Origin of the sequence: Microbacterium sp. 5K110 (assembly GCF_005774735.1) — a bacterium.
Taxonomy (GTDB): domain Bacteria; phylum Actinomycetota; class Actinomycetes; order Actinomycetales; family Microbacteriaceae; genus Microbacterium.
Genome location: NZ_VBUM01000060.1, coordinates 1 through 22,523 on the forward strand (window position 1 = coordinate 1; position 22,523 = coordinate 22,523).

General features: G+C 67.1%; 24 protein-coding genes and 2 pseudogenes. 7 read left to right on the forward strand and 19 right to left on the reverse strand.

The genetic code is table 11. The annotated features are described in order from the left end of the window. Positions 1 to 111 precede the first annotated feature (111 nt). Positions 112 to 327, reverse strand: coding sequence for a helix-turn-helix domain-containing protein (locus FE256_RS12810; protein ID WP_005055296.1), 216 nt, complete (start codon positions 325 to 327; stop codon positions 112 to 114). A 468-nt stretch (positions 328 to 795) separates the two neighbouring features. Here FE256_RS12810 and FE256_RS12820 point away from each other — a divergent pair, with 468 nt between their 5' ends. Next, complete coding sequence (locus FE256_RS12820; protein ID WP_171024331.1) at positions 796 to 1,092, forward strand: hypothetical protein; 297 nt, start codon at positions 796 to 798, stop codon at positions 1,090 to 1,092. Positions 1,093 to 1,363: 271 nt separating this feature from the next. Here FE256_RS12820 and FE256_RS12825 read toward each other — a convergent pair whose 3' ends face one another. Together FE256_RS12825 and FE256_RS12830 are read right to left on the reverse strand one after the other, a co-directional pair. Continuing rightward, on the reverse strand, positions 1,364 to 1,924 hold the full coding sequence (locus FE256_RS12825) for a GNAT family protein (protein WP_138176231.1): 561 nt from the start codon (positions 1,922 to 1,924) through the stop codon (positions 1,364 to 1,366). A 151-nt stretch (positions 1,925 to 2,075) separates the two neighbouring features. Next, a protein-coding gene (locus FE256_RS12830; protein ID WP_241186004.1) for an IS5 family transposase occupies positions 2,076 to 2,919 on the reverse strand; the annotation gives its coding sequence in 2 pieces (ribosomal slippage) (positions 2,076 to 2,612 and positions 2,614 to 2,919; 843 coding nt in all). Between the two features lie 169 nt (positions 2,920 to 3,088). On the opposite strand from FE256_RS12830, the gene FE256_RS12835 reads away from it, so the two are divergent. Further along, positions 3,089 to 3,670 (forward strand): ABC transporter permease, encoded by a 582-nt coding sequence (locus FE256_RS12835; protein WP_005052801.1) that lies wholly within the window; start codon positions 3,089 to 3,091, stop codon positions 3,668 to 3,670. A gap of 22 nt (positions 3,671 to 3,692) precedes the next feature. On the opposite strand, the gene FE256_RS12840 is transcribed toward FE256_RS12835, so the two are convergent. From FE256_RS12840 to FE256_RS12865, 6 genes are all read right to left on the reverse strand, one after another. Beyond that, positions 3,693 to 4,859: an amidohydrolase family protein gene (locus FE256_RS12840; protein ID WP_045245739.1), complete on the reverse strand. Its 1,167-nt coding sequence runs from the start codon at positions 4,857 to 4,859 to the stop codon at positions 3,693 to 3,695. Between the two features lie 54 nt (positions 4,860 to 4,913). After that, positions 4,914 to 5,819 (reverse strand): phosphodiesterase, encoded by a 906-nt coding sequence (locus tag FE256_RS12845; RefSeq protein ID WP_005052799.1) that lies wholly within the window; start codon positions 5,817 to 5,819, stop codon positions 4,914 to 4,916. Between the two features lie 18 nt (positions 5,820 to 5,837). Further along, the gene (locus FE256_RS12850; RefSeq protein WP_005052798.1) at positions 5,838 to 6,668 is read right to left on the reverse strand and encodes a tyrosine-protein phosphatase; all 831 of its coding nucleotides are present in this window, start codon (positions 6,666 to 6,668) and stop codon (positions 5,838 to 5,840) included. After that, a complete protein-coding gene (locus FE256_RS12855; protein ID WP_005052797.1) occupies positions 6,665 to 7,498 on the reverse strand; it encodes an extracellular solute-binding protein in 834 nt (277 codons plus the stop codon). Before FE256_RS12855 ends, FE256_RS12850 begins: the two co-directional genes overlap by 4 nt. Positions 7,499 to 7,600: 102 nt before the next feature. Next, entirely contained in the window at positions 7,601 to 8,191 is a 591-nt protein-coding gene (locus tag FE256_RS12860) for an SIS domain-containing protein (protein WP_005052796.1), read from the reverse strand. Beyond that, positions 8,107 to 8,523 (reverse strand): MurR/RpiR family transcriptional regulator, encoded by a 417-nt coding sequence (locus FE256_RS12865; protein WP_165801295.1) that lies wholly within the window; start codon positions 8,521 to 8,523, stop codon positions 8,107 to 8,109. The genes FE256_RS12860 and FE256_RS12865 overlap by 85 nt, the downstream gene beginning before the upstream one ends. 117 nt (positions 8,524 to 8,640) lie before the next feature. On the opposite strand from FE256_RS12865, the gene FE256_RS12870 reads away from it, so the two are divergent. Further along, entirely contained in the window at positions 8,641 to 8,991 is a 351-nt protein-coding gene (locus tag FE256_RS12870; RefSeq protein WP_005052795.1) for a hypothetical protein, read from the forward strand. A gap of 167 nt (positions 8,992 to 9,158) precedes the next feature. On the opposite strand, the pseudogene FE256_RS18675 reads toward FE256_RS12870, so the two are convergent. The 7 genes and pseudogenes from FE256_RS18675 to FE256_RS12905 form a co-directional block, all read right to left on the reverse strand. Further along, a pseudogene (locus tag FE256_RS18675) lies at positions 9,159 to 9,269 on the reverse strand (DnaB-like helicase C-terminal domain-containing protein); the annotation flags it as partial. 107 nt (positions 9,270 to 9,376) lie between these two features. After that, positions 9,377 to 9,709 (reverse strand): annotated as a pseudogene (locus FE256_RS18505) (MmyB family transcriptional regulator); the annotation flags it as partial. Between the two features lie 445 nt (positions 9,710 to 10,154). Beyond that, positions 10,155 to 11,252 carry a glycoside hydrolase family 172 protein gene (locus tag FE256_RS12885; protein WP_138176233.1) on the reverse strand — a complete coding sequence of 366 codons (1,098 nt, stop codon included), beginning with the start codon at positions 11,250 to 11,252 and terminating at the stop codon, positions 10,155 to 10,157. Between the two features lie 20 nt (positions 11,253 to 11,272). Next, a complete protein-coding gene (locus tag FE256_RS12890) occupies positions 11,273 to 12,124 on the reverse strand; it encodes a carbohydrate ABC transporter permease (protein WP_138176235.1) in 852 nt (283 codons plus the stop codon). Next, complete coding sequence (locus FE256_RS12895) at positions 12,124 to 13,041, reverse strand: carbohydrate ABC transporter permease (protein WP_138176237.1); 918 nt, start codon at positions 13,039 to 13,041, stop codon at positions 12,124 to 12,126. Before FE256_RS12895 ends, FE256_RS12890 begins: the two co-directional genes overlap by 1 nt. Positions 13,042 to 13,095: 54 nt before the next feature. Further along, positions 13,096 to 14,418, reverse strand: a complete 1,323-nt coding sequence (locus FE256_RS12900; protein WP_138176239.1) for an ABC transporter substrate-binding protein — start codon at positions 14,416 to 14,418, stop codon at positions 13,096 to 13,098. 87 nt (positions 14,419 to 14,505) lie between these two features. Then, the gene (locus FE256_RS12905) at positions 14,506 to 15,534 is read right to left on the reverse strand and encodes a LacI family DNA-binding transcriptional regulator (RefSeq protein ID WP_138176241.1); all 1,029 of its coding nucleotides are present in this window, start codon (positions 15,532 to 15,534) and stop codon (positions 14,506 to 14,508) included. Between the two features lie 223 nt (positions 15,535 to 15,757). Here FE256_RS12905 and FE256_RS12910 point away from each other — a divergent pair, with 223 nt between their 5' ends. Continuing rightward, entirely contained in the window at positions 15,758 to 16,336 is a 579-nt protein-coding gene (locus FE256_RS12910) for a hypothetical protein (protein ID WP_138176243.1), read from the forward strand. Between the two features lie 16 nt (positions 16,337 to 16,352). Here the strand turns inward: FE256_RS12910 and FE256_RS12915 are convergent, their stop codons facing one another. Next, positions 16,353 to 17,288 (reverse strand): nucleotidyl transferase AbiEii/AbiGii toxin family protein, encoded by a 936-nt coding sequence (locus FE256_RS12915; RefSeq protein ID WP_138176245.1) that lies wholly within the window; start codon positions 17,286 to 17,288, stop codon positions 16,353 to 16,355. Beyond that, the gene (locus FE256_RS12920) at positions 17,288 to 17,965 is read right to left on the reverse strand and encodes a type IV toxin-antitoxin system AbiEi family antitoxin domain-containing protein (protein WP_354646057.1); all 678 of its coding nucleotides are present in this window, start codon (positions 17,963 to 17,965) and stop codon (positions 17,288 to 17,290) included. Before FE256_RS12920 ends, FE256_RS12915 begins: the two co-directional genes overlap by 1 nt. On the opposite strand from FE256_RS12920, the gene FE256_RS18510 reads away from it, so the two are divergent. After that, entirely contained in the window at positions 17,906 to 18,094 is a 189-nt protein-coding gene (locus FE256_RS18510) for a hypothetical protein (protein WP_252371017.1), read from the forward strand. The two genes, FE256_RS12920 and FE256_RS18510, sit on opposite strands and share 60 nt — an antisense overlap. A 48-nt stretch (positions 18,095 to 18,142) precedes the next feature. On the opposite strand, the gene dnaB is transcribed toward FE256_RS18510, so the two are convergent. Next, the gene (gene dnaB / locus FE256_RS12925) at positions 18,143 to 19,510 is read right to left on the reverse strand and encodes a replicative DNA helicase (RefSeq protein WP_138176249.1); all 1,368 of its coding nucleotides are present in this window, start codon (positions 19,508 to 19,510) and stop codon (positions 18,143 to 18,145) included. A 604-nt stretch (positions 19,511 to 20,114) separates the two neighbouring features. Here dnaB and FE256_RS12930 point away from each other — a divergent pair. Together FE256_RS12930 and FE256_RS12935 are read left to right on the forward strand one after the other, a co-directional pair. After that, positions 20,115 to 21,185 (forward strand): hypothetical protein, encoded by a 1,071-nt coding sequence (locus FE256_RS12930; RefSeq protein WP_138176251.1) that lies wholly within the window; start codon positions 20,115 to 20,117, stop codon positions 21,183 to 21,185. Positions 21,186 to 21,265: 80 nt separating this feature from the next. After that, positions 21,266 to 22,523 (forward strand): hypothetical protein (locus FE256_RS12935; RefSeq protein ID WP_138176253.1); only part of this gene is annotated, 1,258 nt, incomplete at its 3' end.

Here is a 22,523-nt window from a genome sequence, read left to right on the forward strand (position 1 = left end):
CCGAGCTCACCGCGACCACCCCCACCATCGACGAGGCGGTGATACTCCCCGAGATCACCGCCGCCTAAACTAACGACAGCTGATCATCGCAACGAAGCGAAAGACCACCACTCAAACGGACGCGGCCGATTCCAACGCGATGTGCAGCACCGTGTCCGTACTGACTTTGAGTCGGTAGACCGCTCGCTCAAGCCGCAACCGGCGCAGGTGCGCTTTCGGGTTCTCACCCACGACCGCACGGAAGACGCGGTGAAAGTGATGCGGCGAAAGACCAGCGACCGCCGCGATCTCGGCGAGGGTCACCGGCTCCTCGAGACGCTCCTCCATCCAGTGAAGTGCCCGGCTCACACGTTCCGCATGCCGCTGAGCGGTGAGTGGAAGGACGACTGAGGACACGCTTCGAATCTACGAGCGCCGGTCAGTCGGCGTCTCGACGTTTTTTGCGAATCCCACCGAAGCGACTCGCCCCAATGCCCCGAAAGGTCCATATGGACATCGCGTAGACATCTCCCCTGCGAAATGGACAACTCGGAGCGTGACATCTGTAGGAACCGGCTGACGATGAACTGCTGTCGGTCGTCAGAACTGGTCTGCGAGCGCCCTCCGCTGCGCATCCCAATCGAAGTCCTCCAACGTTTTGCGAGCCGGTAACCCGGCGGCCTTGATCCGCAGCTCTGCGCCCGAAGCGTTGCGCGCCGTGGTCTTCCGCGTGAAGGAGCCTGAGTGGGACACTTCTTCTGAGGGCCACCTGTAGGGATCGCTTTGGGGTCGTCGACCGCGCATGAAGGGAGAACCGTGATGACTGGGGATGAAGTGTTCGACACGATCGCTCACGAGATGACTGCGCTTGACGGTGTGTCACGGAACCACCGCGGCAGTCTCATCGTCTCGGGAAGCAGCAGTGGCGCCGTGCGCGCCATGACCAGCGGCGGGCAGGTGGTGGTGAAGCTTGACCCAATGCGCACGGCGGCTCTCGTTGACGCCGGCGTCGGGACACACTACAAGGGTCAGAAGAACGCGTGGCTCCAGCTTCCGGCCGACCTCGACTTTGATCACGTGCGCGGTCTCATCCTCGAGGCGCTGACTGCATGAGAAACCCTTCTTGATTGATGGTCCTGTCCCCTGGTGTGGTGGAGGATCCGGCCGGGTTGTCTTCGTCGTAGACGTTGGTGAGCCATCGTGGTGATAGTCAGTGAGGGCTCGTCGGATCTGATCGACGCGGGAAGCGACCGTGTGGATCGTTGCCGCTCCGCACGATCTCACCACGGAGCGCACCGCCCGCCGCAACTGGACCCGCCCGACGACGCTCGCCACCTGGCCGGGGAGGTCGACCTGAAGGTTCCCAAATACCCGGGGGCGTGACTCACGCCTCGAGGTTCTCGGTCCCGACGAACGCGTTGTGACGCCAATAGATGTTGTCCCGGAAGTGCGCAAACCCGACGCTTTCGTACGACGCAGCGACCTTCTTTCGGGAGCGCCGAAACTCGATCTCGGACAGGTGCTCCCACGGCACCGGTTGCGCGCGGAGAACGATGAGAGTCTCCCTCCCCGTGCCGGTCACCGTCTCCACCAGCGTCGTGAGCAGACGTGGACCAAGGCGCTGACCCCGGTACGGTGGCTCCACAAAGACGCCCTCGACGATCACGAGCTGCGACACCTGCTCGCCAACCAGCGGATCGCGGGAGTCGAGCCACTCGAAGACGTTCTCATCACCGAGAATCGACTCGGTGATCTCGAATGCTTCGCCGCCTACTTGATCGAACACGTCAACGACGTCACCCACCCGGTCGAGGTCGACGGTGTACGCAGTAGCGCGCGCGATGACACGACGCTCCGGCTCCCCCTCGTCGTCGTCATCGAAGATGTACAACGTCGCGTCAGCGGAGATCTTCGCGACGCCCGACGGCAACTCCGTCCAGTTCACGGAGTCCGGTACTCCGACCAGTGGCCGCGTGACCTTCACAATGCACTCAATATCCGTGAGGTCCACGTCAAGTCGCGCAACAACAGCAGACATACTCACCCCTTCAACAACGGATACGCGGCAACGGCATCGTGCCGACAATACCCGGGCGCTAGGGCGTGTCTCTTAAAGCCTTGAGCCAGATGGTGATGGCGCGTAGGACGACGCCGCCGCGATAGGTCAGGGCGAGTTTGTCGTAGCGGGTGGCCAAGGCGCGCCATTGCTTGAAGATGTTGAATCCGCGCTCGACGACGTTGCGGCGCTTGTAGGCCTCGGTGTCGTAGGTGACCGGGCGACCACCCTTGGCGCCGCGGCGCTTGCGGTTGGCGATCTGATCATCGCGTTCGGGGATGACGGCCTGGATGCCGCGCCGGCGCAACAGCTTGCGGTTGGCCCGGGAAGAGTAAGCCTTGTCACCCAGCGCCCGGTCGGGCCTGGTGCGTGGCCGGCCCCCACCCAGGCGCGGTACCCGCAGGGCGTTCATCACGTGCTCGAACATCGGGGAGTCCCCGCCCTGCCCGGGCCCGAGCAGCATCACCAGCGGCCGCATGTTCCCGTCGCACAGGTGGTGGATCTTCGTCGACAGGCCGCCGCGGGAGCGGCCGATGGCGTGATCAGGCGGCTCGATGCGCAGATTCGTGTAATTCGTCAGGTCCCCCTGTGTCCCGGGGCAGGTTGGTGGCGTGCTGATGGGCGCGGTTGATCGTGGAGTCCACCGAGACTTCCCAGTCGATCAGCCCGGCGGCGTCGGCATGGGCCAGCAGGACGCTGTGGATCTTGTCCCACGTCCCATCACCGCTGAAGCGGCGGTGCCGCTTCCACACCGTCTGCCACGGCCCGAAGCACCCGGGTAAGTCCCGCCACGCGATCCCGGTCCGGTAGCGATAGATGATGCCCTCCACCACGGTGCGATGATCGGCGAACGGCCGACCACGACGCCCCTGCGAGGACGGCATCAACGGAGCAATCAGCTCCCACTGCGCATCAGTCAGCAACTCCGTTCGAGACACACACCGAGCGTTCCAGCGACCAGCCCAAACCTTTGGGAGACACGCCCTAGTCGCTTTCCAGGAGAACTGGCTCTTCGCGCGGATGGCGAGCGACGTCTTGCCGAGTCTTTCCAGGATGATGATCGGGTTCATCGGCGCTGTGGTCATCGGCGTGGTCGTGGGGTTCGTTCTCGGTCAGGCGCACCGCCTCCAGGCGATGTTCGCACCCGTGCTCGAGTTCCTGCGCGCGATCCCTGCGGTCGCGTTGATTCCCCTCGTCATCATCGTGCTGGGCCTCGACGACACCGCGAAGGTGATTCTGATCACCTTCATCTGCCTCTGGCCCGTGCTCCTCAATACCGAAGCTGCAATCAGAGGAATGGACCCCGGACTGCGCGAGACCGCCCGGGTGTACGGCATCCACTGGTTCCGCTACGAGTTGCAGGTCGCACTTCCCGCGGCAGCTCCGCAGATCTTTGCCGGAATGCGCACGAGTCTTTCGCTCGCGCTCATCATGGTCGTCGTGAGCGAGATGATGGCGGGAGGCAACGGGATCGGCGTCTTCGTTCTTCAGTCGCAGAGGTCGTTCGCGATCACGGACATGTGGTCGGGCATCGTGCTCATCGGGATCTTCGGGTACGTGTTCAACCTGCTGCTCATCGTCGTCGAGAACCGGGTGCTCGCGTGGCACCACGGCGCGAACACCGCCGTGGAGTGACACCGCGGTCGAGAGGACGCCCTCACACCTCGATGCCGCCGCACCACACACGCAGAACGCGACGCGCGGCAGCGATGTCGGTGAGCGGATCGCCGTCCACCAGCACGAGGTCGGCTCGCAATCCGGGGGTGATCGCCCCCCGATCGTCGAGTGAGAACGCGTGCGCGGCCGTCGAGGTGGCAGCGCGCAGCGCTTCGGCTGTTGACAGGCCGGCGTCCACGAGCAGAGCGAGTTCGTCGTGCATGCTCTCGCCGTATGGCGGCATTGCCCGTTCGAGGAGCCCGATGTAGGCGTCTTCGTCGTGCATGCTCTCGCCGTATGGCGGCGATGCCCGTGTGAAGGACCCGATGTAGGCGTCGGTGCCGGCCAGGACCGGAACGCCCGCGGCATGCATCGCGCGCGTGCTCTCGTGGGCGTGTGCATAGCTCACACCGGGAACGCCCGCTGCGGTGAGATTCGCGGCGACGCCTTTCATCATCGTCAAGGTCGGGATGAACACCGTGCCCTGGGCGAGCATCGTCTCAGCCGTCGCATCGTCGAGCGCGCGGTCGAGTGGAGCATGGGTGATCATGTCGGCCCCCGCAGCGAGGCTCATACGCACAGCTTCGTACAGGGCTGCGTGCGCGATGACCTTGAGCCCCCGCGCGTGCGCAGCAGCCACGAGTGCATCGAGCACGTCCTGGGTGGGACCGGGCAGATCGGCGATGATCTTGATGTAATCCACCCCGTCTGCCACCTGCACCTCGACGAACCGCTCCGCCTTGTCGGGGGAATCGACCAGCGCGACGTCCGGATAGGTCGGAATGCGGCTGTGCGTGCTGCCCTGAGATGTCGCCGCCATGCCGGCGGTGCGGAAGTCAGCGACTCCCCTCAGTCCCCGCAACGACTGGAACTGTGATGCGGGCCATGTCGCCATGTCCAGGCCGGTGGTGACACCGTACGTGGCGAGCGTCTCGAGGGACTCGCGCCCCTTCAGGTGCATGTGACAGTCGATCAGGCCAGGAAGGAGCACCGTACCTTCCGCGTTGACGACAGCGGCACCGACGACGACCGCATCCGCTGATACGTCACCGATGCGCCCGTCGGGCTGGACGACGACCGTCGTGGGGGCGCTCAGACTGTGTCCGTCGAAGACCCTGGTGTTCGTGATCGCGGTCGCAGAGACTGCGCCGAGCGTGGAATCCGTCATGAACTGCTCCGTTCGAGGAGATGTAGATACGAGACATTATTGTTCACGGGCTGACTACTCTCCCGCCGACGCGTTGACGGCGGCGAGCTGCTCGTCGGGGGTCATGTTCATGAACGCCTCGAGCATCTCGGGAGTCATCTCGTAGACGGTCGGGAACTGCCCGATCGGCACGACGGAGTGCAGCACCCGGTCGCCGTAGACGTGCACGAGGTTGTAGGACTGGCCGCCGTCCTGGCCGCGGGCACCGGGGTAGGCGACGGCGAGGTCCTGCGTGTAGCAGGTCGCCGACGCGACCGACACGGGCACGCCCGCGAACGTGCTGGTGGTCGAGTAGTGCAGGTGACCGCCCAGGATGCCGCGCACGTCGGTGCCCCGGATGACCTCGGCGAGGCGCTCCTGGTCGCGCAGCTCGACCAGGGCGATGAGCCCGATCGGGCTCGGCACGGGCGGGTGGTGCAGCGCGATGAGGGTGCCGTCGGGCGCGGGGACTTCGAGCTCGCGGCGCAGCCACGCCAACTGCTCGTCGCTGATCTCGCCGTGGTGCTGCCCGGGCACCGTCGAGTCGAGCGCGATGATGCGCAGACCGTTGACGTCGTAGACGCGGTCGACGGGCTCGGACTGGTCGGCCTCCTCGTCGAGCAGGCCGCGGCGGAACGCGACGCGCTCGTCGTGATTGCCCATCACCCAGATCACCTGGGCACCGAGCTTCTCGGCGGCGGGCTCGACGATGGCCCGCAGGCGCTCGTAGGCGTCGGGGCGGCCGGTGTCGGCGAGGTCGCCGGTGAACACGATCGCTTCGGGGCGGGCGTTGGCCTTGGTGAAGCCGTCGAACAGCTCTGCGAGGTTCTTGTCACTGTCGATGCGCTCGTGCAGCAGGTCGCCGTCGCCCACGAAGTGGGTGTCAGAGACATGCAGGATGAAGTGCTCGGGAGCGGGATGCTGGCTCGCGATGTGCGACATGGTGTGTGTTCCTTCCGATCAGACCGCGGTGGCGGCGGGGTCGATGATCACGGCGGTGAGACGCTCGAGCTCGGTGGGGGTGAGTCCGTGGGCGAGGAGGTAGGCGCTGATCGACCCGTGCTCGCGGTCGATGCGCTCGAGCAGCGCCTCGAGCACCTCGGCGGGGCTCTCGGTGATGAGTTCGACCATTCCCGCGGTCAGTTCGATGCCGCGCTGTTCGAAGACGGCGGTCATCGCGTCTGACCACTCGCCGCGCAGGTTCTCGGCGGTGGCGGCGTAGTCGGCCACGACGTCGTCGCGGTCGACCCCGGCGGCGGCGAGCGCGAAGGCCACGACGAGACCGGTGCGGTCTTTGCCGGCGGTGCAGTGCACGAGCACCGCGTCGTCGTCGTCAGCCGCGATGATCACCCGGATCGCGTCGACCAGCTGCGCCCCGCGCTCGTCGACGATGTGGTCGTAGACGGGCACGAGTCCGACGTGCGTGGTGGCCTGCGCGGCCGGGTCGGCGTCGTCGAACACGGGCAGGTGGTGCACGGTGACCTCGAGCCCGTCGACCGCGCTCGGCGCTGTGGCGCGCTCGTCGCCGCCGCGCAGGTCGATGATGTGGGCGACGCCGATCTCGGCCAGCCGGTCGCGACCGGTCGCGTCGATGCGGTGCAGAGCATCTGACCGCAGCAGCTTGCCCCACCGGCTGGTGCCGCCGGCTGCACGGTAGCCGCCGGTGTCGCGCAGGTTGTAGAGGCCGGCCACGGCGTGGCGACGCTCACGAGGCGCCGCGGTCGCGGCATCCGGCGACGAAGCGGCCGCGGCATCCGTCGCCGAAGGCGTCAGGTCGAGGTCGATGGTCATTCGATCAGCCCCTGCGCGCGCTCGGCGGCCTCGGTCATAGTGGCGGCCGGGTCGGCGCCGTAGAAGACCGCGTCTTCGATGGCGGTGGCGAGCACCTGGTCGACCTGGGCGTAGCTGTCGCCGGGGTACGACACCCACGGCTCGAGCGCGTCGAGCTGCTCGAGGTTGGGCTTCACGAGCGGGTTGGCTTCGACCCAGTCATAGAGCGGTCCGCCCTCGTCGGCCATGCTGCTGCGCAGCGGTAGGTACCCGATCTGGGTCGAGATGATCTCGTAGGCGCGGGGGCTGGTCATGAACTGCATGAGCTCCCACGCGGCGGCCTGCTTGGCGGGGTCGGTGGCGAACATCGCGAGGAACGAGCCCGAGTTGGTGGGCACGACCGCCTGGTCTCCGAACGCGGGCAGGGTGTGAGCGTCGAGGGTCCAGCCACCGGCCTCGGCGCCCATCATGAACGCGCCCTGCAGGGCCGAGCTGTTGACGTGGATCGCGGTCTTCCCCTGCGCGAACGCCTCGTACTGGCTGGTGAAGTCCTCGTTGGTGAGCACGCCGTCCTCGTACATCTCGGTGAAGGTCGCGACCGTATCGATCGCGGCGTCCGAGCCGAACTCGATCGTCGTGCGGTCATCGCTCAGCACCTGGGCGCCGTTCGAGAGGAAGAGGCCCTGCATGCACCAGCTGCCGCCGGTGATCACGCACGACGCGCTCATCGAGGGGGCACCGGTGGACTCGGTGATCTGCGCGGCGGCGTCTTCGATGATCAGGTCGATATCACTGACGGCGGCGGTGCTCTTGAAGGAGCGACCGACACCAGAGAGCTGGATCGTTCCCATGAGTCGCCTTCTGCAAGCGACCTGACGAACCGGGGCCTTCCCGCGAAATCCGCTTGCAGAGCTATTGCAATCGAGGAAAGTGAATTTCCTGCAAACGGAGTGTCAACGCCCATCGCCGTGGTCGATAACGTCTGGCACGTCGGATGCCTCGGCGTCGGAGCCGTCGTCGGCGACGATGTCGAGCACCTCTTCGCGCACCGCGAGGCGCGCGCGGTCGGCGGCGTCGCTCATGCGGTCGGCGACGGCGATCTGCAGGGCGTTGAGCACGAGCAGCTGTACGAGCCCGCTGCCGAGAATGCCTTGATCCCACGCCTGGAAGCGCGCACCGGCGACGAGCAGGTGGTCGGCGCGGGTGGTGAGCGGGGTACGGGCGAAGCTCGTGACCCCGATCACGGTGGCGCCGGCGTCGACGGCGGCGTCCGCAACCGCGAGGGTCACCGAGTTGGCGCCACTCGAGCTGACGATGAGGCACACATCACCGGGGGCGAGCACGCGGGCGGTGAGGTGGGCGACCACGCCGTCAGCGGGCGCTTCGCAGGGCCGGCCGTTGACGGCGAACGCGACGGCCGACGCCTGGGCGGCGGCGTGCGAGGCGCCGGTGCCCGAGATCAGCAGGCGCGGCGCGCGGGCGATGGCGTCGGCAGCGGCGTCGAACGCGACCGGGTCGATCGAGGCGAGCGCGGTCTGCAGCATCCCACCCGCCCCTCGGCCAGCCACCGCAGAAAGCCCTCGGTGCCGGCGGGTGCGTCGGGCGCGGCGGTGGCGTCGGCGGCGAGGTCACGCACGAGCAGCATGCGCAGGTGCTGAAAGCTGCGCAGCCCCAGCGCCTGGGCGGTGCGGCTGACGGTGGCCGGCGACGTGTTGGCGGCTTCGGCGAGGTCGGCGCCCGACATGTCGACCACGTCGTGGGGTCGCTCGGCGCAGATGCGGGCGACGCGCTGCGCGCTCGGTACGAGCGACGGCAGGATCGAGAGGATGTGGTCGATGGTTCCGCCGAGCGGCGGCTCGTTGAGGGGCGAGTTCATGTAGCCGGTGATCACCTTTCGGGTTCGCCGCACATCGTATGGGCGCAATGCGACCACGACCCCAACCATAGGTGAACGCAGCGTTCATCGCCTCCGCTATCCGCGAAAGGCAATTTCATGACCTCCCTGCGTCCGCTCGAGCTCCCGAACAGTGCCATGCCCGCAAGGAAGTCGGCCAAGGGTGACTCGACCGAAGACGCCCACCTCGAGCGCCGCGATGGCGCCTACGATGACCGTCCGTGCGAGCCAGAGCCACGTGATCTGTCGATCCCGGCGGTCAAGCGCTCGAACGTTCCGCACGTCGATGTTCCGCTGGCGGGGGCGCCGGGGCAGCAGACACCGGTAACCAACGACGCGAAGAAGCCTGCCACGACGATGACGCCCGCAGCGCGGAACCAGAGGGCGGGGGCGACGCGCGAAACTGATCCTGCTCATGGCCCGATCAGACCGATGGCCACTCAGACGTGAAAGGGGAGACATCGCGTAGCCGCGATCCAGCAGAGAAGCTGAGGCGCTGTGAAACCGCCGCCCACATGATCGCGACGGTCGGCCGGCGTCCGAAATGTCCATATGGACATCGCGTGGACATTTCAACTGCGAAATGGACATTTCAGAAAGATCCCTACAAGAACCGACTACACCCCCGGCGCCATGTCCGCGAACCGGGAGTAGTGACCCTGGAACGCCACGGTGATCGTGTCCGTCGGACCGTTACGGTGCTTCGCCACGATCAGATCCGCCTCACCGGGGTAGTCGATGACGACCATCTTCAGACCCTCGCGTTCCGGATAGAGCGACGTTGACCGTGCAGCCCCGCGGTAGGGCGCGGCATCCATGCGCCCGGCAACGTGCTTCACCCCAACAGCGCCAGCGCATCCGCCGCCGCGCTCCCCACCGCCGCCGTGTGCGTGAGCAACCGCTGGCCGTTGCTGTCGGGCAGGTGCAGCAGCTCGTAATGCAGGTCGAGGTCGCCCACCTGCGGGTGGTGCAGCCGTTTCGTTCCGTTCGAACACAACCGCACGTCGTGCTTCGCCCACAGGCGCGCGAACTCCCGACTCTTCATCGACAACTCCCCCACGAGCTCGGCGAGCGCGCGATCGTCTGGATACTGCCCCGCCACATACCGCAGCGACGCCACCGCCGACGCCGCCTCGTCCGCCCAGTCGCGATGCAGCTCACGCGTGTGCCGGTTGAGAAGAGCAGGCGCATCTGGTTCGGACGCGTCGCCCGATCATCCGGATGCGTGAACGCCAGATGCCCCGCCACCAACGCATGCCCGAGCGGATTCCACGCCAGCACGTCATTCCGCCGCCCCAGCAGCAACGCCCGCCGACGGCATCGACGCGAGCACCGCCAACGCCCCGGGCACCGCCACCTCCGCACGCGCCACACGCTTCCGCCGCGCGGGAACCGGACGCGCCAGCTCAACGGTGGTCGTGGGAGTGGCGGTACGCCGGCGGCGGGCGGTGTTATGCCGCCCCGGCTCGGGGGCATCCACGACATCGACTCCATCTCGGTGACCGCACCGGGCGCGATCAGCACCCATCGTCGATGACACCGCCCCACCCGTCGTGTCCACGGTGCCCGGGATCCGGCCGTGCGAGCGCCGAGGCCCGCACGGCCGTGCCGCCTCAGCGCGGCATCCGGTCGGCCGCGCGCGGCAGCTCAGGGAAACGCGACCCGACCGACGACTGGTACCAATACGCCGTGGTCGCGATGTCGTCCGACCGCTCGAACAGCCCGTGATCCCACGTGCCGATCTGCTGGAGCGTCACCCGCAGGTCTTCGCCGAAGAAGATCGGATCGGGCAGGTGCCAGCGGTACAGGCCGTGCATGGGCATCATCGCCGTCGTGAACTCCGACGCCCGCGTGGTGTCGACCGCGCTGGCGAACGGGTAACCGAAGTACGGCGCCGAGAAGGTGAGCGCGCGGGGCTCCGGGTCGGCCCGCAGCGCGTCTTGGAATGCCCACGCACCGCCCGCGTAGTCCTCGAGGCCGGTGCTGCAGAGCGTCGGCAGATCGGTATCGCCGTCGACGAAGAATTTCACTTCGCCTTCGCCCCACCAATACCGGTGCAGCGAGGTCAGCGCGACGTACGTGCCCACGTACGTGCCAGTTCCGCGGACCCCATCGAGAATGACGTGGTCCTCGCCGAGGGCCGTCGTGCCGTTGCTCCGCCGCCACTGCGCGTGGAAGTAGCCGGGCCACTCGTCGAAGTCGTCGCCCGTGGTGTAGTCGACCTGGAAGAAGACGTGCCCCAGGTCGCCGCCGTGCTCGCTGTGCAGTTCCAACCGCGCGCCGGTGCGGAACGGCATCGGGAAGTACGAGTTCATGCCGCCGGTGGGAGCGACCACGATCGGCTCCGACGTGACCAGTGCCCGCTCGCCGAAGCCGTTGCAGAAGAAGTCGCCGAGCGGCACCTCGACGGACGGGTGCGGCGAGTCGTCCCAGAACGCGCGCAGCACGAGATCGCGCAGCACGAACGGACCCGCGGGCGTCTTGTCGGTCACGGTGATCCAGATGTGACGGATCACCCCGGGACCGGTGATGTCGGCGAGAACCACAGTCTCACCGGCCGGCAACGCGTACCAGGCGCTTCCCTTGCGGCCCGGGCCGAGGTGCGAGCTCGCAGACCCCGCCGCGCCCGGCGCCCCGTCGGGGTTCTCGGCGTTGATGGCGCGGCTGCGTCGGGTTCCGTCGTTGCGAAGGCTGTTCCACTGCGTGGGCATGGTGATTCTTTCGTGTCGAGTTACTTCACGGCACCCGCGGTCACACCGCGGCTGATCGTCCGTTGGAAGAGGAGGAAGAAGACGAGGGTGGGAATGAGCGACAGCAGCGATCCCGCATTCACGACGGTGATGTCGATCGAGTGCTGCCCGCGGAGTGTGGAGAGCGCGATGGGAACGGTCTGCGATGCGGGGTCGCCCAGCAGGATGAGCGGGATGTAGAACTCGTTCCACGACCAGATGAAGATGAACACCACGAGCACGCTGAGCGTGGGCCGGACGATCGGGAACACCACGGTCCAGAGGATGCGCCAGCGCCCCGCACCGTCGATCGCTGCCGCTTCCAACACCTCGCGCGGGAACGTCGACAGCACGCTCGAGAGGATGTACGTGCCGTACGCCGCCCACAGCACGACGAACACGATGATGATCGACCAGATCGAGTTGAGCGTGCCCGTGGCCTGCGCGCCGTAGAACAGCGGGTAAATCAGCGCTTCGTGCGGCACCATCGTGGCCACCAGCAGCAGCGCCGTGATCGCCGTGCTCGCCCGGATGCGACCGATGCCGATCGCGTACGAGGCGAGCAGCGCGAGCCCGGTGCCGGCGAAGGCGATCACCGTGGAGCTGAGAATCGAGTTCCACAGCGCCCGGAAGAAGTCCACGCGGCCGAGGTAGTCGGCGAAGGCGTCGAACGTGAACGTCGTCGGCCACGCCAACGGACCGTTCGTGGAATAGTCCGCCCCGGTCTTGAATGCGTTCAGCACCAGCAACAGGAACGGAGCCGCCATGAGCAGAGCAACGACACCTGCGACGACGAGCATCGCCCAGTTCGCGAGGCTCCGGCGAGGGGTGCGGTGAGTGATGGTGGCCGACATCAGCGGCGTTCCTTCCGGCTCTCGCGGTGCTGCCAGGTGAGCATCACCGCGGCGACGATGAAGATCACGACCGACATGACCGTGGCAATGGTGGAGCCGTAGCCCACGCGGGACAGCTCGAAGAAGCTGCGATACGCGTAGTACGAGGGCACCACGGTGGAGTTCTCGGGTCCTCCCCCGGTGAGGATGAGGATCGGAGCGAAGACCTTGAGCGCGGCGATGGTCGCCGTCAGGACCACGACGAAGATCTCCGGGCGGATCTGCGGAATGGTGATCGCCTGGAAGCGCCGCCACCACCCGGCACCGTCGAGCTCCGCCGCCTCATACAACTCCGGGTCGACGCGCTGCAACGCCGACATGAAGATGACCACCGGGTAGCCGATCTGCAGCCAGACCAGCATGAGCATGACCGAGTAGATCGCGATCGCCGGGTCGCCGAGCCAGTCCGGCGGCGAGGCGATCCCGATGCTCTTCAGCAGCACGCTCAATGAGCCCTGCTGCGTATTGAGAATCGTCGACCAGATGAACCCCGCGACCGCGATCGGCAGGATCTGCGGCAGGTAGTAGGTCGCCCGCAACACAGCGATCGCCCGATCTCCGAAGCGGCGCCCCAGATAGTCGAACAGGAGGGCAGCGAGCAGGATGCCGATGATGGTGGGGATGACGGTGATGGCGACGATCATCGCGATGCTGTTCTGGAACGAGCGCCAGAACGTTTCATCGGCGAGGAGGGTCGCGTAGTTCTCGAGCCCCGCCCACCGCATCGGGCTCTGCCCGCCCTTCCAGTGGAACAGGCTCGTGTAGACGTTCATCGCGAACGGCGCCGCGACGACGACGAGGAACCCGGCCGCCAGGGGTAAGAGATAGAGCCAGTAGGTGCCCCGTCGCTCCGAGGAGGCGCGCTTGGTGTCGCTCATGGTGTGGTGTCTCCGGGAAGGGGGCCCGCCCGCGCCAGCGGGCGGGCCCGGGGGTCAGCCGGCGAGCGCGGTCTCGCGGCCCTCGTCGTAGAACTTCTGCAGGTTCGCGGTCCACTCGTCGGCAGAGGTGTTGCCGTTGGACATCGCCTGCATCCCCGACTGGATGAAGTCGAGGAAGCCGGGCACGGGGTAGTCCGGGTAGAAGCTCAGAGTGTCGGCATCCAGGAGTTCGTTGAAGCGCTCGGTGTACTCGCGCGTCAACGGGTCTTCGATGGTGGAGGCGTCACCGGCGAGCGGAAGTCCGCCGAGCTGGCCGATCTTGTTCTGCACCTCTTCGCTGAGCGTGATGTCGATCCAGTCGTACGCGAGCTCCTTGTTGGTCGCGTTGGCGGGCACACCCCAGAGGTGGCCGCTCGAGCCCATCTGCATGTTCGCGCCGGGCAGCGTGAAGTAGCCCCACTCGAAGGGCGCCTGCTCGCGGATGCGCGCGAACTCGCCCTGGTTCCAGATCAGCATGGCCTTCTCGCCGCTCAAGAAATTGACGGTCGCCTGCTCGAAGTTGAGTCCGCCGAGCTCGGTGCCGACGTACCCCTTGTCGATCCACGATTCGAACTTCTTCGCGCCGTCGATCCAGGGCGAGGCTGAGAAATCCACCGGCTCACGAAGGAACATGAAGTCGTCGATCGACTTTCGGTCGGCCCCCGCCGACACGAGCGAGTACCAGACCCACATCTGGTTGAAGCCCTGGCTCGTGGCGGCCGACGACGAGATCGGGGTAATCCCCGCGGCCACCAACTTGTCCATGGCGGCCTCGAAGCTCGCCAGATCGGTCGGCTCCTCCGTGATACCCGCCTGCGCGAAAAGGTCTTTGTTGTAGTAGAACATCACGTACTCGCCGATGTTCGGGATGCCGTACCAGTCGCCCGATCCGGCCAGTCCCTGCTCGTCGTACTGGGCGAAGGCCTGCATGGCGCCGGTGATCTTCTCGTCCCAGCCGCGCTCGGCGACGACGTCGGTGAGGGGTTCGAGCAGCCCCTGAGCCGCGAGCTGGCCCCCATCGGCGTTTCCCTTGTTGAACTCGATGACGTCGGGGACGCTGCCACCGGTGAGCGTGATCTTGGAGTTCTGGCGGGCCGCGTCGAAACTGGTGGTCTGATAGTCCACCTCGACATCGGGGTGCTTCTCCTTGAACAACTGCAGCGCGAGCGCCCAGCCCTGTCCCTGAGCGGTGTCGGGGTTCTCGTACTGCAGGATCGTGAAGGTGTTGTCGCCGGTGTCGGCGCCGGAGCCGGCACATCCGGCGAGTGAGACGGACACGACGGTCGCGGCGAGGATGCCGAGTCCGACACGCGCCGCACTGCGCTTGGTCGCTTTCATTTCTCTCCTCTAATGGGGGCGGCCGCGTTCGCGGGCGCGCCGGATACCGGCCATGCGCGTGCACGGTCGGACGGTTCGGGGTGGTGGCTACGTTCGGGGCGGAGGCCCCACTGACCCGCGCTCGATGAGGGGGCACGGCAATGTCGTCACGCCGGGTGGCGCCGACACGTTGCCGTGGATGCGGTCGATCGCCCGGCGGGCCGCCCATGCGCCCATGTCGTGATGGGGCAGGCGCATCGTCGTGAGCCCCGGTCGCAAGGCGTCGGCGATGAACAGCTGATCGTCGAAGCCCACGACAGACAGGTCGTCGGGGATGCGCAGGCCGAGATCGGTCGCCGCTTGAAAAACCGCGAAGGCGATCTGGTCGGAGAAGCAGAACACGGCGGACGGCCGGTCGGATCGCTCCAGGAGCCGTCGGACCGGCGCATACGCTGCGGCGGTCGCGGGTTCGGGCAGCTCAACGATGAGCGACGCGTCGCCCGGGATGCCATCAGCGTCGAGGGCGTCCTGGTATCCGGCGCGCCTCAGTTCCGTGGCGACAAACGTTCCGCTCTGCACCGTGCAGAACGCGATCCGTGTGTGGCCGTGTCGGATGAGGTGGGTCGTGGCGTCGAAGGCGGCGCCGCGTTCGTCGGGAACCACGCCGTCCGCGACAGCGTTGGCGGCGGCGAACCCGTCGAGCACCACCACCGGCAGGGTCGGCGGGATGACAGGGAGCCCGACCTCGCGATGGAACTGCGCTGCCACGATCACGGCGTCGATGTCGCGCTGCAGCAGAGCGCGCGACGACTGGTCGAGCATCTCGGCGCGATCGGTGGTGTCGATGATCATCGCGAGGTAACCGCTGTCCCACGCCTCGCTCTGCACCCCCTCGAGCATCCGCCCGGCGAATGGCACGCTGGCGACCTGGTCGGACAACACCCCGATCGTGTGCGTGCGCTTGGTCTTGAGTCCTCGCGCGAGCTGGTTGGGGATGTACCCCATGTCTGCAGCCATCACACGGATGCGGGCCGCTGTCGTCGCATTCACTCGTCCGACGTGGCGGTCGTTGAGCACCAGCGACACGGCGGAGGGCGATACGCCCACCGCAGCAGCGAGGTCTTTCAACGTGATCACGACGGCTCCTTCGACATCAATCGTTTGACGCTTACGGTGAGAACCCGCGTCAAACGTTTGATGTGACCGTAGGAGCGTCAAACGCGTTGACGCAAAAGGTCGTTACCGATTCGTTGCCGGATCGCACGGGCGACCTCCGCGCCTGTCGCCGAGGGTCGCCGTGGGCGCTAGGTCTCGCCCGTACTCCTGGTTCATGTCGGTGACCGGGAGTACCGTCGGCGCCATGAAACCGGACGAGCTCTTCCTCCATGCCGACGCCGCCATTCGCGAAGTCATCGACCGCATCGATCCCGCCGACTTCTCGGCCCCTGTTCCAAAGGAGTGGAGCCAGCTCGAGTCGCCGACGCTGCTCGGCATCATCGGCCGGCACGCCTACGACGAAGCGTGGATCCCCGACGTGATCGCCGGACGCGCCGCCGCCGACGGCGATCCGTACGCCGACGCCGACCTGCTCGGCGACGATCCGATCGCGTCCTACGACGCGCTGAATGACGCGGCCACCGCCGCCGTACGCGCGGGCGACTTCGCGGAGACGTTCCGGTTCACCTACGGCGACTACCCCGCGGCCGAGGGTTTCGCCCACATGTCGACCTACCGCGCGTTCCAGGCCTGGTCGATCGCGAAGCACTTCGGCATCCCGTTCCACCTCTCCCCCGAGCTCATTGCCGGGCTCAACGAGCACGTCGTGCCGCACGCCGACGAGTGGCGGCAGTGGGGCGTGTTCCCGCCCGCGATCGAGCCGCCCGCCGGCGCGGACGAGGAGACGCGATTGCTGTGCGCGGTGGGGTTCTGGGTGGAGTAGGTGCGACCCACCCGACTCACTCGAACCAGGACCGCGTTTCTCGATTCCAGGTACCGGACGTTCGTTCACCCGACAGAATCGGATCCAGGCACGCACGGGCCTCGTCCAAAGACGCATCGAGCGGATAGAGCCGGCTCGGGTATTCGGCGAACGTTCTCGCCTGGCGCGGGAAAGCATCGCGCCACTGATCTGACGGCGCCACCAGACGGTCTGGCAACGTCATCCTGCGTCGACCTGATTCACGGCGCAGCACCGTGATCAAACGTGCAGCGTTCAGGGGACCGGCATCCAAGATGCGGACGATGTCGGCGAGATCTCGGTAGCGAGTTGACGGAGATGTCCCCCCGCGGCCATGCAACTCATACATGGCGCACACCTTGTCGGCCAGGTGATTCTCCAGCGGAGTCGTCGGCACCGACGGAAGGTCGGTCAAAGTCTCGTGCTCGATGACCGCCCTGAGTGGCACTCGGTCGACGGGCACGTCGAGATGACGCCGCTCCGTGAGGTCGATCGTGAATGCCTCGAAGACCTGTGAACCAAGTCGAGCCTGCACCTTGGCGTTTGCCGTCTTCGTTCCATAGCCAAACGGGTCCACTTCGGAGTGCTCTTCGACCGAGGCGATGACGAAGGTGAACGGGTCCCGAGCAGCCGGTGCGTCAGCGAGCGACTGCAATTCGCGTCGCACGTCTTCGCCCGTTGTCCATGCACTCTGACGGGCCAGGTCGATGTCCTGTGTGAAACGTCCTCCACCCGTTCGGATGAGCAGTGCGTTCCCCCCGAGGAGCACCCACGGCGGCTGCGGGTCCGCGTCGAAGAGTCTGCTCAGGAACAGCGTGAAGACGTACTGCTTGCGGATAACATCCGCTGCGACGCCCCGCTGGCGGGCCTTCGCGTTCAGCTTCGCGCCGAGCGAACGAGCAAGGCGGCCAAGTTCGACTGCTGTCGGCGCCACTAGGTGTCCTCACGCACGGGTGACTTGCCTCTAGCGAGCCGGTCGTGGACGAGTGCCAGGAGCGCGTTCGAGCCGCCCGGCTCTTCGAGCAGATCCAGCGCCTGCTGTCGAAACTGGCTCGAAAGCATCACGGCTTCGTCAACAACACCGCGGAGCGCCGCAGCGAGGTACCCGGGTGCCATCCCCGCCAGCAATGCGCGTCCCGAGTCGAATCCGTACCGGGCAGCATGGGGTGTGAGCGCGGTCGCAAGAGCCTCCATACCCACACCGGGGCGCTCGACTGCATCGGACAGCACACGCGCGAGCTGATCCGAATCCAGCGACGACGCGGCGAGATCGCCGACAGTGCGCACCACGCTCGTGACGGGAAGGCCATCGACCAGAACCACCTCGTCGTCGCTCAGAGCGGCGCGGTGGAAACGAACGTCGGGCAGCGTGCTTTGTCTGCGCACGGCCGCGGTGAACTCATGCGTCGCGGGGACGAGGTCGCCGAGGCGATGCACAGCCGCCGCAGACGCCCTCGAGACAACGACGTCGCCGTTCGCCGAGGCTGCCAACCATGCGGCCCGCAGCTGCTGCAGGCGATCCACGCCCGCTGAAGGCAGTACGTACACGCCGTGGCGAACGCGAAGAAGCCGGCCGGCGTCGGCAAGGCGTGTCAGATCTACCCCGGCCAGACCCGCTTCGCGCGCCTGAGCGGTCGTGACCAGACCGCGCTGCGTAGAACCCGCGAGCTCGAGGGCCTCCAGCGCATCTACAGCTCGCATCGCGCCACCTCCCATCGGCGCTTTGAATATTACACCTAAATGTAATTTTCCGAGCACTAAAGCAACCGAGCGGCTTCGATGCCCCGACTACATCCCCGGCGCCATGTCCGCGAACCGCGAGTAGTGCCCCTGGAACGCCACGGTGATCGTGTCGGTCGGGCCGTTACGGTGCTTCGCCACGATCAGGTCGGCCTCACCGGCACGCGGCGAGTCCTTCTCGTACGCGGCCTCTCGGTGGAGGAGCACGACCATGTCGGCATCCTGCTCGATCGATCCCGACTCACGCAGGTCGGACAGGGCAGGCTTCTTGTCGGCACGCTGCTCGGCACCACGGTTCAGCTGCGACAGCGCGATGACGGGAACCTGCAGCTCCTTCGCCATCAGCTTCAGCGCACGCGAGAACTCACTGACCTCCTGCTGGCGCGACTCCACGCGCTTACCGCTTGTGAGCAGCTGCAGGTAGTCGATGACCACCATCTTCAGCCCCTCGCGCTGCTTGAGGCGACGGCACTTCGCCCGGATCTCGACCAGCGTCATGTTCGGGCTGTCGTCGATGTAGAGGGGGGCGTCGTTGATGCGACCGCGGGTCGAGGCCACCGTCGTCCAGTCGCGCGAGTCGAGCGTTCCCTTGCGCATGCTCTGCAGTGGGATCGACCCCTCGGCACTCAGCAGACGCATCGCGATCTCGCTGCGCCCCATCTCGAGTGAGAAGAAGATGCAGGGCGCGTTCGACTTGATCGCGGCGGCGCGAGCGAAGTCGAGCGCGAGCGTCGACTTACCCATAGCGGGACGCGCGGCCAGCACGATCATCTGGCCCGGGTGCAGACCGTTCGTGAGCTGGTCGAGGCCGGCGAAGCCGGTCGGAATGCCGGTCATCGACCCGTCGCGACCGCGAGCAGCCTCGATCTCTTCGACCGCGGCATCCACCGCCATCGTCAGGGGGATGTAGTCCTCGGCACTGTCGTCGCCCGACACGTTGTAGATCTCGGCCTGGGCGCTGTTGACGAGCTCGGTCGGGTCGCCCTCGCCCGCGTAGCCCATCTGCACGATGCGCGTGCCGGCCTCGACCAGGCGGCGGAGCAGCGCACGCTCGGCGACGATCGACGCGTAATACCCGGCGTTGGCCGCCGTCGGCACGATCGAGGTGAGCGTGTGCAAGTAGTCGGCTCCGCCGGCGCGCTGCAGCTCACCCGTCTTGATGAGCTCGTCGGTGACGGCGACGACGTCGGTCGGCTCACCGTGCGAGTAGAGCGTGAGGATCGCCTCGAAGATCAGCTCGTGCTTCGGGACGTAGAAGTCGGGCCCGCGCAGCGTCTCGATGACGTCGGCCACCGCGTCTTTCGACAGCAGCATGCCGCCCAGGGCGCTCTGCTCGGCCAGGATGTCGTGCGGCGGCGTGCGCTCCTGACGCTGGGGTCCCCCGAGACGCTCGTTGGCGATGTCGGCAATCGACACAGGCACTCCTTCTCAGTTTTCGGACGCACTCGCCCCATCGACGACGTCCGGCAACGGATCACGTCGGGTGGGTCGAGACGACGACCTCGAGCAGCATCGAATCACCAAGTTCCGACATCGACGCGCGGATGGTGACAGGTGTGCCCGATGGGATGCACCCACGCTAAGGACCACCCCTCCTCCACGCAAACAGCCCTGTGGATAACTCTGTGGACAGCTTGCGAGAAACGCCGCGATTGCTGTGCACAACTGCTGTGGACAACTCCGTGGATCATGTGGAATCCCGTTTTGAAAAGCGTCCACGACCAGGCATTTATCTATCCACAGGAAAGCTGGGGGAATCCTGTTTGAAGGACGAGTTGAAGGTTCTCGGACTTGACAAGAACATGTGTACAACTCGGGGGATAACTGCGCCGGTCAGCTACTGACAACCGCGCTCGCTGTCAAGTCACGTTCGCATGCGGCGTGTCGGTCGCTTCCCCGCTGGTCACCGGCTGGTAACTGGGGGTTCGCTGAGACTCTGGCCTTCGTTCGGCGAGCGGCGTAGAGTCGCGCGTCATAGGCACGTCATAGACGAGTGTCGATCGACTGTGGGGAGTCAGATATGGATGCCGTGGCCCGGCGAAGCGCACCTCCTGCGCTCCGCCTGCTCGGCCTCTCACTCCTCGCGGCCCTCGCGTGGGTCATCCTGTCGCTGACTCTCTCGACCTCGTCCGCGTCGGCGAACGACGACTCCCCCTCTGGCCTTCTCGGCGCGATCTCCGACACCGTGAACGACACCACGAGCACCGTGAAGGGCCTCGTCGGCACGGTCGACGACACCGTGGCATCCGTAGTCCAGACCGTCGAGCCGGTCACCGCTCCCGTCACGGCCGTCGTTCCCGAACCCGTCCGCCGGCCCGTCACCGAGGTCACGCAGACGACGGTGGATGCCGTGAACACCGTCGTCCACCGCGTCGACGACACCGCGGCGAGCGCCGTGGACACCGTGACAGAGACCGTGTCGCAGGTCGCCGACGCCGAGGTCGTCGGAACCGTCGTGACCCCCGTCGTCGAGACCGTCGTCTCGGTGCCCGTGGTCGGCGGAATCGTCTCGGAGGTCGGCCTCGACGACGTGCTCACGGGCGTGGCCGACACGGTCGACGAGGTCGTCCCTGCCGTCGTCGGGACGCCCGGGGCCACCGACCCCCTGCTGCCCACGATCCCGGGCGGCACGGTCAACGAGGTCATCGACCCCGTCGCCCCTTCCGCTCCCGCGACGCCGACTCCTGGCATCCCCCCTCTCGACGGCACCGCGGTCCCCGCGCAGCCCGAGACGACGGATGCCACGGCACCCACGTCCGCGGCCACCACCGTCGCGCACGGCTCCCCCGCAGAGCGCGTCCGTGCGGCGGCCGCGGCGTTCGCCGCCTCGGCGTCGTCGGGTCCGGGCGAGAGCTCCGTCCACGCCAGCGGCTCCCCCGCGCCCGCCGGATCGCCCGTCTCGCACGCCCTGGGCGATGGCATCCCGGGCTCGTCTTCGGCATCTGTGCCGTCCGGCGGAGCCGCCCCCGCGGCCGCGCGCCTCGATGACCGCGCGGGCTCGCCGACCTTCGTTCTTCTCTCTCGCAGCGCACTCGTCGACGACGATCTCCCCGGCGCACCTACCTTCGCCACCGACGTCTCTCCTGACTGAGGCGGGCCGCGTCGTGCTCCGGCACGACACACGGTCCCGCGCGTTCGCGCACCTCATTCACACCTCAGGAGAGAACTCTCATGCGCAAGATCTACTCGCGCGCCATCCTCGGCGCGCTGATCGGCGGCGGCTTGGCCGTCGTCGGAACCGGCATGGCCAATGCCGCGGAGACGTCGGGCACCGACGGCCTCCTCTCGGGCGACCAGGCGATCATCTCGGTCGACCTGCCCGTCACCCTCGGCGGCAACGCCGTGTCGCTCCTCGGCGACAGCCATTCCTCCGATGCCACGACCTCGGTGCCCGCGTCGCAGCCGGCGCCGGACGTCACCACCGACGGCGGCGACAGCCTCCTCGGCGGCAACCAGGGCCTCGTCTCGGTGGACGTGCCCGTGACCGTCGGCGGCAACGCCGTGTCGGTCATCGGTGACAGCCACACAGAGGATGCCGAGACCTCGGGCGGCTCGACCTCGGGCGGCTCGGGCGACGTCACCACCGACGGCAGCGACAGCGTCGGCGGCGGCAACCAGGCCGAGGCTCCGGTCTCGGCTCCCGTCACCGTCGGCGGCAACGCCGTCTCGGTCATCGGCGACAGCCACACCGAGGACGCCACCACCACCGGCGGCGGCTCCACCTCGAGCGGCGCCGGCGACGTCGAGACTGACGGCACCGACAGCGTGCTCGGCGGCAACCAGGCCGTCCTGCCCGTGTCCGTTCCCGTGACCATCGGCGGCAACGCCGTCTCGGTCATCGGCGACAGCCACAGCGAGGACGCCACCACCACCGGCGGCTCCACCTCGGGCGGCAGCGTCGGCGACGTCGAGACGGACGGCACCGACAGCCTCGGCGGCGGCAACCAGCTGATCGCTCCGATCAGCCTGCCGGTCACCATCGGCGGCAACGCGGTTTCCGGTATCGGCGACAGCCACACCGAGGACGCCGGCACGACCGCCGGCACCACGGGCGGAGCGGTCGGCGACGTGTCGACCGACGGATCCGACAGCATCCTCGGCGGCAACCAGGCGGTCCTTCCGATCAGCCTGCCCGTGACCATCGGCGGCAACGCGGTCTCGGTTGTCGGTGACAGCACCTCCGAGAATGCCACCACCACCGGCGGCGGCTCAGGCGGCCTGATCGGTGGCGTGACCACCGACGGCAGCGACAGCATCCTCGGCGGCAACCAGCTGATCATTCCGATCAGCCTCCCCGTCACCATCGGCGGAAACGCGGTCTCGGTCATCGGCGACAGCACGACGGTCGGTTCCGAGACGGGCACACCTGGAACCCCGGGCACCCCCGGTACGCCGGGCACCCCCGGTACGCCGGGCACCCCCGGTACGC